The sequence below is a fragment of the uncultured Campylobacter sp. genome (genome assembly GCF_938002845.1).
GTDB lineage: Bacteria > Campylobacterota > Campylobacteria > Campylobacterales > Campylobacteraceae > Campylobacter_B.
This window is the reverse complement of the sequence record NZ_CALKZP010000015.1, coordinates 66,911-74,223: the sequence shown is the minus strand read 5'-3', so window position 1 is coordinate 74,223 and position 7,313 is coordinate 66,911. Positions and strand designations below refer to the sequence as shown.

The window sequence follows — 7,313 nt, the reverse complement described above, 5'->3', positions numbered from 1 at the left end:
CGACTTGTTTTGTGGCGGCGATCTTTCGCTCTGTCCACAACACAACGTCTTTTATGACTAGCTTTTCGATAGCTTTTATGAAATTTTCCATAAAATCGTAGTCGATTCGGTCGTTTACGGCTGGAAGATTGATTTTAAATTTTAAACTTTGCGAGCTTCTTAGCTTCTTGCCGTAAGAAAACCTACCCCGCAACGACCTTGATATAGCCGCAGCAAAATAAAGCATCACACTTTGCGAATATTCCTTACTTTCGTTCCAATAAACACCCGTATCATCCCCTGCTCCAAAATCATAATTTCTATAAAATGTATTTCCAAAAATATCAACGGTTATCGAATTTCTAGGAAAGGTAACTACTGGATTTGATATATGATTTACGACACCGGTATTCGTTACTCCAGCCATTACAAACGGTACTAATCCATCTTTTTGGTCTTCTTTTTTTAGCCTTCTACCTTGTTTGATATTGTCAAATAATGTTTCTAAGGTAGTAAATTTACTCGCTACCCCCCCCCATTGGCTAAATTCGTCAAATTTAGCCAAAGCATCCTCTTCTTTCTCGGTTAGCTTATAATCTTTAAGCCCAGTTGCCGCAAGATACGCGTCGAGCTCTTCGACGCGTTCGCGTTCGAGCTCTTCGACGCGTTCGCGTTCGAGCTCTTCGATAAATTTTTCCATAAAGGAAAAATTTATCTCGCCACCTAACGTCGGCAAAAGAATTTTTGTATTATAGAAAAGTCTTTCAAAATCTCTTACTAAACTACCTTGATAAATTTTTTGATTTTTATTTAAAAGAACTATAAAATATTGAGCTACCTTGCTATTAAAATAATCAAATTTTGGATAAATAGTTTTAGTAAACTGCCCCGCGTAAAAATCCTTTTCCATATAAAAAAACTGCATCCCAAGCATTCCAACCGCCAGTGAATTGCCTGATATTTTATGCTCCTCATCCAAATAATCGACATAGCCTGCAATACCATTATTTAAAACTGTTCTTGTGAAATATGGATAAACTCCATTCTCAGAAAAATTAAAACTATCTTTATTTAGTTGTGGATTTGACTTCACATTAAATAATTTATCAAGCCTAATTTTTTCAAATTTCCCGCCACTCGTTTTAAATTCTCGCTCTAAATTTGCAATCCTTTCGCTAATTAAGCTTTGCTTGGGACTATCCTTTTTTAAAATTTGCGCCACTTCCCAGCTTAGGTAGTCGCTCACGGTCTTTTTAAAATCGGCTAGTGTCGGCATAGTATCTACGGGGCGAGATTTATTCCAGTCGGCACCATTGCTCGGATCAATCGTCGCTTCGTAATATTCGTTTTGCGTGAAAATTTCAAGTTTGCTTGCGCCGAAACGAACCAAATTTACAAGCTCCTCGTAACGCTCTTTGGCTCTATCCGTATCCCTTAGATTATTACTGGCTTTTTTGCGGTTTGAGCGCGTATAGCCATCGTTTGAAAAGTCTATAAATTTTACTATTTCGTCTTTTTCGTGCTTTTCGCCGACTTTAAAGACATAGACATTCGTCTGCACGCTTGATTTACCGACGAAAAGATCGATCGGCATTTTTATGCTTGCGATTAAGGTATTGCGAGCTAAAATCCTTTTATTTATCTCTTTTGCCTTGCCGCTACCGGCGGAATTTTGAATAATTATCGCCGCATAGCCGCCGCTCATCATATTTAACGCCGTTTCGACGAATACCATCCCGTTGCCCGGCGCCGAATACGGAGGATTTAGCACAAAAGCATTTGCGGGAAATTTTTCGTCGTCTTTACCGAAGCCGTAAACGCCCTCAAAGTCAGTCAAACTATCTTTATTTAGGATATTAGAGCTTCCATCGCCCATCATTATCATATTTAAAACCGCGAGCATATAGACGCTTGATAGCAGCTCCAAGCCTAAAAGTTGATATGCCTTAATATGCGCCTCTTTTTTGGTTAGCTGATCAGGAGATGCTATGCTATTTTTAGCGTCTTTTAGCATTTCGTTCATCGCGGCAACCAAAAGCCCCGCCGAACCGGTCGCAAAGTCCCAAACGTAGCTGTCTTTATTCACGCGGGCAAGTTTAGCCAAAAGCGTGGCGACGTATGATGGCGTAAGCACTACGTCGTTTAGTTTATCCTGCGTAAAGCCCAGCCACGAATACATCTCGTTAAAAAGCTTGCCCGTAAAATCGGTGGTTAGTCCGATTTTGTAATAAATCCCCAGATCATCGACTATTTTTGAAAAAACGCGTTTTAGTTGAGTTTCGCCGTTTGAAATTTTATTTATATTATCGGTTAGTATCGTGTTTGAAAGAGTGCGGATTATGAGGTCTTTCTTTTCGACAGGTAAATTTTTCTCATTTAAAAACGCCTCTATCTTTCGCATTAAAATTTCGCCGTCGGTGCTACCTTTTTCGTTTGATGATTTTAACTCGGACTTTTCAAGCGGAGCTACTTTTCCGGGAATACCCAAAGTGGCGATGATAGAAGCGGCAACGAGATAAACTCTATCGTTTTCACCGAGCCCTTTTTCGCTGCTATAAATGTCGTTGTTTAGCTTTACTAGGCTCGCGTCTATCTCTCGCTCTCGTTTTTGCTTGATTTTTTCCAGTTCGTCGGGAGTTAAATTTAAATTTTTGAGTTTATTCGTAAATTCATCGAAATTTACCTTCTTTAAAAACGATAAATCGCTAAATTCGCCCACTTTGCGCCCGATGCCCAAATTCGACTTTGAAACGTAATAAACGCCGATTTGCGTTTGCAATTTATCCTTACCGTCTTTATGCCCCGTAACTCCGATAGCGATGATGTCGGTGTAGCTCGTATGATGAAGCAAGGCATTAGCGTAATGCACGGCGCCGTTTACGGCATAAGAATTTATATTTGCGAAATTCGGCTCATTTTTCGCGGTGCGATTTTCTATATTGCCGTCGGCGTCTAGCTTTTCTAGCTTATTTTCATAGCCCTTGTATTCAATCAATACGGGATAAAAATTTAAGCCGCCGTCTTGTAGAAGCAATTTAGCATCAGGGCGATTGCCGCCCTTACCGCCGCTTTTAGTAAAATACTCTTGTAAGGCATTGTCTATTTCGCCATTTAACGGCTCTTGCTCTAATTTATAATCGAGTTTATATGCTTTAAGCTGCGAATTTATCGCGTCTGCGACGTTTGGTTCTACGCTTTGGATTGCCATTGATCTCCTTTAAAAATTTTAAGTTGAATTATATCTCAGATTAAATTAAACCGAAATTTTACATGGCGGGCGGGTAAAATTTTATATAAATTTAGCCCGCAAGCCTTGAAATTTTAGCAAGTTTAGAAGATAAATGCGTATTTAGAATTTTAATTAGCTTTATTCTAGATCGCTCAAAAGATCCGCCAAGCTCACGCCGAATAGGGATTTTTTAAAATCATTCTGAATGCGAGCAAAGCGCGGCGTGAGTACTGCCTCGATCTTGCCGCCCACGGGACAGGCGGCTGGCGAGCCTTTGTGTAGGCGAAACATCGCGTTCTCCTCGCTCACCGCCTCGTAAATGTCTAAAAGCGTGATGAGCCGCGCGTCGCGAGCTAGTGTGATGCCGCCCACGCCCGCAGTCGTGAGCACCAAGGCTGCGTTTTTCAGCTGCGAGATCAGCTTGCGCGCGATGGCGGGGTTTATCCCCGAGCTTGCGGCGACGAAATCGCCCGTGACCTTCTCCTCGCGAAAATACGCGACGCAAAGCATGATGTGAACCGCGAGTGAAAATTTTATACCTACTTGCATTTCGCTCCTTGATTTGGATCTGAGTTTTAGAATTTAAGCGAAATTTTCCTTAAACTCGGCCGCTAAATTTCAGATCTCGCTAAAATTTAATCCACCAAGCGATTTTCTTAAAATTCTAACCTTAAATTTAATCGTGTCTAAATTTTATCAGCCAAACGATCTTTCTAAAATTCGGATATTAAATTTTAATCGTTCCGAAATTTCATCTGTTAGGCTATTTTTTTAAAATTTAGATGTTAATTTTAATCGCGCCTAAATTTCATCCGCGACATAGCAGGCCTCGCATCGCCTATACTGATAGCGCGACTATCCCCGTCTGCCGCTACTACCGCTATCGTCGCTACTACTACATTATCTTTGCCGCCATTGTCACCGTTACTACTACTCTCGCTGCTACCATTCACATTATATTTACAGCAGATCGCTATTGCTGCTTGCCGCTACGCTACCATCGCTCATTATCTTTACGGCTATTGTTTGCAGTCGCCGCGCTGCCGTTCATTATATTCTCGCTACCGCCCGCTGCATTACGGCTGGCGCTAATACCGCCACCCGTGCCGCTGTCGCCTACCGCCGTTGCAGCCGCTACCGCTGCTCATTGCCACTGCTGCCGTTGTCGCGAATACAATCGCTGCTATCGCCACCGCCGCTATTATTCGAATACAATCGTTACCGATGTTTTGCAACGCAATCACAACCATCATTAATAACCGTGCGGTCGCCGCTACCGTCGCCGTTAAATTTTAAATTCTAGCTTGAGTTTGCCCAGCTGCTAAATTTTAATTTCAAGCTGTAGCTAGCTCTAGCTCTAAATTTTAATTCAAACATAGGCTCTGTCCTGGCGCTAAATTTTGATTAAAGCCCGAGCTTGCTTTGCTGCTAAATTTTAAATTTACGTTAGAATTTTACCGCGCTAAACGATTTAAAATTTACGTTAGAATTTTGCCGTGCCGCGCGGTTTAAAATTTACGCGCGGCAACGCCACATTATTCGCCGACCGCCGTGAACGGCTTGCCGATAAATTTTTGCGCCCCGATCTCGTCTATTACGGCGAGCGCGAGGTCTGCGTAGCCGATGTAGCTTTTGCCTTTACCGTTTAGGATCAGCTCGTCGCCTCCGAGGACGTATGAGCCTGTGCGAGCGGCGTTTGCGTCGTATTCAGCGGCGGGGATCACGTAGGTCCAGATCAAATTTTTGCTCGCTTTTAGCACCTCGTAGCTCGCCGCAGTCGCCTCGGCTACGCCCATATACTCAGCCGGAAAGCTCGGAGTATCCATCAGGCGCGTCTTACGTGAAGCGTCTGTGTATAACACGCCCGCGCCGCCGATGACGAAAAGTCTCGTCTGCGTGTCGCTTAGCAGCTCCGCAATGTGCTGCGTCATTTTCGCGTGAAGCGGGAAGGTCTGCGGCGTCCATGCAGCGATCGCGCTGATGACGACGTCAAAGCCCGCCAAATCGGCTTTGCTAAGCTCGAAAACGTCCTTATGCACGAGCTTGATGGCGCCGTTTTTATACTCTTTGTTTCGCGCGAAGCCCGTTACGTCGTAGCCCTGCCTTAGCGCCTCCGCGACTAGCGCGCTACCTGATTTTCCGTTTGCTCCGATGATTGCTACTTTTTTCATTTTCTATCCTTTAAATTTAGATTTTTGTTTACTCACACAGCCGCCTATCGCTGCTGCAAGCTAATTCACTTCCGCCGCGACTGATATACTCTATCATACGATCACCTATCGTCGTCGTCGCAGCCGATGCGCCCGCCACACAGGGCGTCGTTTTGCCGCGCTTTGCAATTTAAAATTTACGCCCGCGCTTTGCTGCGCGCTTATCTTGCGAAATTTTACAGCCAGCTAGGCTTTACATCGTCGTTTATCACGCCGTCGCCGTTAGTGTACTGCTCCAGGCTGCCGCGTTTAGTCTGGATACAGATAAATTTCATCCCTTGCGCGCCCGCTTTGAAACATCTTTTGCCTGCCGGATCGATACGGATCGCATCGCCCTCTTTGACCGCCTTCTCCTCGCCGTCGATAAAGAGCGTGCCGCCGCCTTTTAGCACCAAGTAAAGCTCCTCGTTTTGCTTGTGCGAATGCACGAACGGCACGCTCGCGTTTGCGGGAAGCTCGTTGATAGAAAGCTCACAGCCGCTTAAGCCTAGAGCTTCTTTTAGCTCGACTCTTGGTTCGCTTTTCGTTGAAACGATCTTGTAGTTTGACATCTTTGTCTCCTTGTAATTTTTTTGTTGTAATGTTATAACTTACAACTGATGAACGAAGTATAGTCAAATTTTGTTGTAATGTCAAGAGTTACAGCAAAAATTTTCAAAAAATTTGACGCAAATTTTAAAATCAGCTAAAATCCGCGCGATTTTAACCGAAGGATTTTTATGCAAAATAGCGCATTTAAGACGCTCGGGATCAGTCCCAACGACGCGCCGAGGCTAGTGGAAGAGTTTAGCAAGTTAAAAGACATAGGCAAGTACACAAGCGCCGAGCCGGAAGGCGATATAGATAAAATTTAAGCGCTTTTTTGGGGTATAATGTACCTAAAATTTGCCGAAAAACGAGGTCAAAATGCACGAAAATCACGCCCATTGCGCACATTCGCACACATCAAATAAAACCGTTTTGAGAAATTCCTTCCTTATAATATCCGCTTTTATGCTGATCGAGGTCGCGGGCGGCTTCGCGACGAACTCGCTCGCCCTGCTTTCAGACGCCGGGCACATGCTATCAGACGCTGCGGCGCTCGGGCTTTCGCTATTTGCGTTTAAATTCGGCGAACGCAAAGGCAATCTGCAAAAGACCTTCGGATACAGGCGGATCGAAATTTTAGCCGCGACGATAAACGCTCTCGCTCTCGTCGCGATCGCCGTTTTGATCGTTATCGAGGCGGCCAGACGCCTGAAAAACCCGCCCGAGGTAGCCACCGCGGGCATGCTCGCCATCAGCACGCTGGGCCTTGCTATAAACATCATCGTGGCGCTATATATGCTGCGCGGCGGCGACGTGAGAGAAAACGTCAATATGCGCGGCGCCTATGTGCACGTACTCGGCGACGCCGTGGGCTCGGTGGGCGCGATCACGGCGGCCGTGCTGATGATGTGCTTTAGCTGGGGCTGGGCGGACGCGGCGGCTAGCGTGCTCGTGGCCGCGCTAATCGTAAAAAGCGGCTGGGGCGTGCTAAAAGACAGCCTAAATATCCTGATGGAGGGCTCGCCAAAGGGCGTGTGCCTAGACGGGCTCGTCGCGCAGATCAGGGGCGTGGACGGCGTGCTCTCGGTGCACGACCTGCACGTCTGGAGCATCACGAGCGGCGCAAACGCGCTCACGGCGCATATCGTGGTCAGCGGCGAGCTGAGCGTGCGCGAGGCGGAGCGGATCTTGCGCGAAATATCGCACGAAATGGAGCATCTGGGCATCACGCACACGACGTTGCAGTGTGAGAGCAGCGATAACGAATGCGACGGCGAGCTCATCTGCGAAGTAAGATCAAATGCCGCGGGCGGGCATTTGGGGCATCATCACTAAATTTTTGGATTTGGAATTCCGCTCAATTTAGA

6 protein-coding genes are annotated in these 7,313 nt (G+C 45.6%); 2 read left to right on the top strand and 4 right to left on the bottom strand.

Going from position 1 to position 7,313, the window contains the following annotated elements; all coding sequences use genetic code 11:
* The 4 genes from Q0224_RS10940 to Q0224_RS02280 all read right to left on the bottom strand — a co-directional run.
* Positions 1 to 3,187, bottom strand: a 3,187-nt coding sequence (locus tag Q0224_RS10940) for a restriction endonuclease subunit S (RefSeq protein ID WP_366939494.1), incomplete at its 3' end; no start/stop codon positions are given.
* Between the two features lie 159 nt (positions 3,188 to 3,346).
* Positions 3,347 to 3,757, bottom strand: a complete 411-nt coding sequence (locus tag Q0224_RS02290) for an Rrf2 family transcriptional regulator (protein ID WP_297948800.1) — start codon at positions 3,755 to 3,757, stop codon at positions 3,347 to 3,349.
* A 986-nt stretch (positions 3,758 to 4,743) separates the two neighbouring features.
* Positions 4,744 to 5,379 (bottom strand): NAD(P)-dependent oxidoreductase, encoded by a 636-nt coding sequence (locus Q0224_RS02285; protein ID WP_297948798.1) that lies wholly within the window; start codon positions 5,377 to 5,379, stop codon positions 4,744 to 4,746.
* A 215-nt stretch (positions 5,380 to 5,594) separates the two neighbouring features.
* Positions 5,595 to 5,969: a cupin domain-containing protein gene (locus Q0224_RS02280; protein ID WP_297948796.1), complete on the bottom strand. Its 375-nt coding sequence runs from the start codon at positions 5,967 to 5,969 to the stop codon at positions 5,595 to 5,597.
* Between the two features lie 168 nt (positions 5,970 to 6,137).
* Between Q0224_RS02280 and Q0224_RS02275 the strand changes: the two genes are divergently transcribed.
* Complete coding sequence (locus Q0224_RS02275; RefSeq protein ID WP_297948794.1) at positions 6,138 to 6,272, top strand: hypothetical protein; 135 nt, start codon at positions 6,138 to 6,140, stop codon at positions 6,270 to 6,272.
* A 52-nt stretch (positions 6,273 to 6,324) separates the two neighbouring features.
* Positions 6,325 to 7,281 (top strand): cation diffusion facilitator family transporter, encoded by a 957-nt coding sequence (locus Q0224_RS02270; protein WP_297948792.1) that lies wholly within the window; start codon positions 6,325 to 6,327, stop codon positions 7,279 to 7,281.
* The last annotated feature ends 32 nt before the right edge of the window (positions 7,282 to 7,313 follow it).

What these genes read in the sequence shown, in the direction of transcription:
- Q0224_RS02290 (WP_297948800.1), bottom strand. Translation starts at nt 3,757, where the DNA reads ATGCAAGTAGGTATAAAATTTTCACTCGCGGTTCACATCATGCTTTGC.
- Q0224_RS02285 (WP_297948798.1), bottom strand. Translation starts at nt 5,379, where the DNA reads ATGAAAAAAGTAGCAATCATCGGAGCAAACGGAAAATCAGGTAGCGCG.
- Q0224_RS02280 (WP_297948796.1), bottom strand. Translation starts at nt 5,969, where the DNA reads ATGTCAAACTACAAGATCGTTTCAACGAAAAGCGAACCAAGAGTCGAG.
- Q0224_RS02275 (WP_297948794.1), top strand. Translation starts at nt 6,138, where the DNA reads ATGCAAAATAGCGCATTTAAGACGCTCGGGATCAGTCCCAACGACGCG.
- Q0224_RS02270 (WP_297948792.1), top strand. Translation starts at nt 6,325, where the DNA reads ATGCACGAAAATCACGCCCATTGCGCACATTCGCACACATCAAATAAA.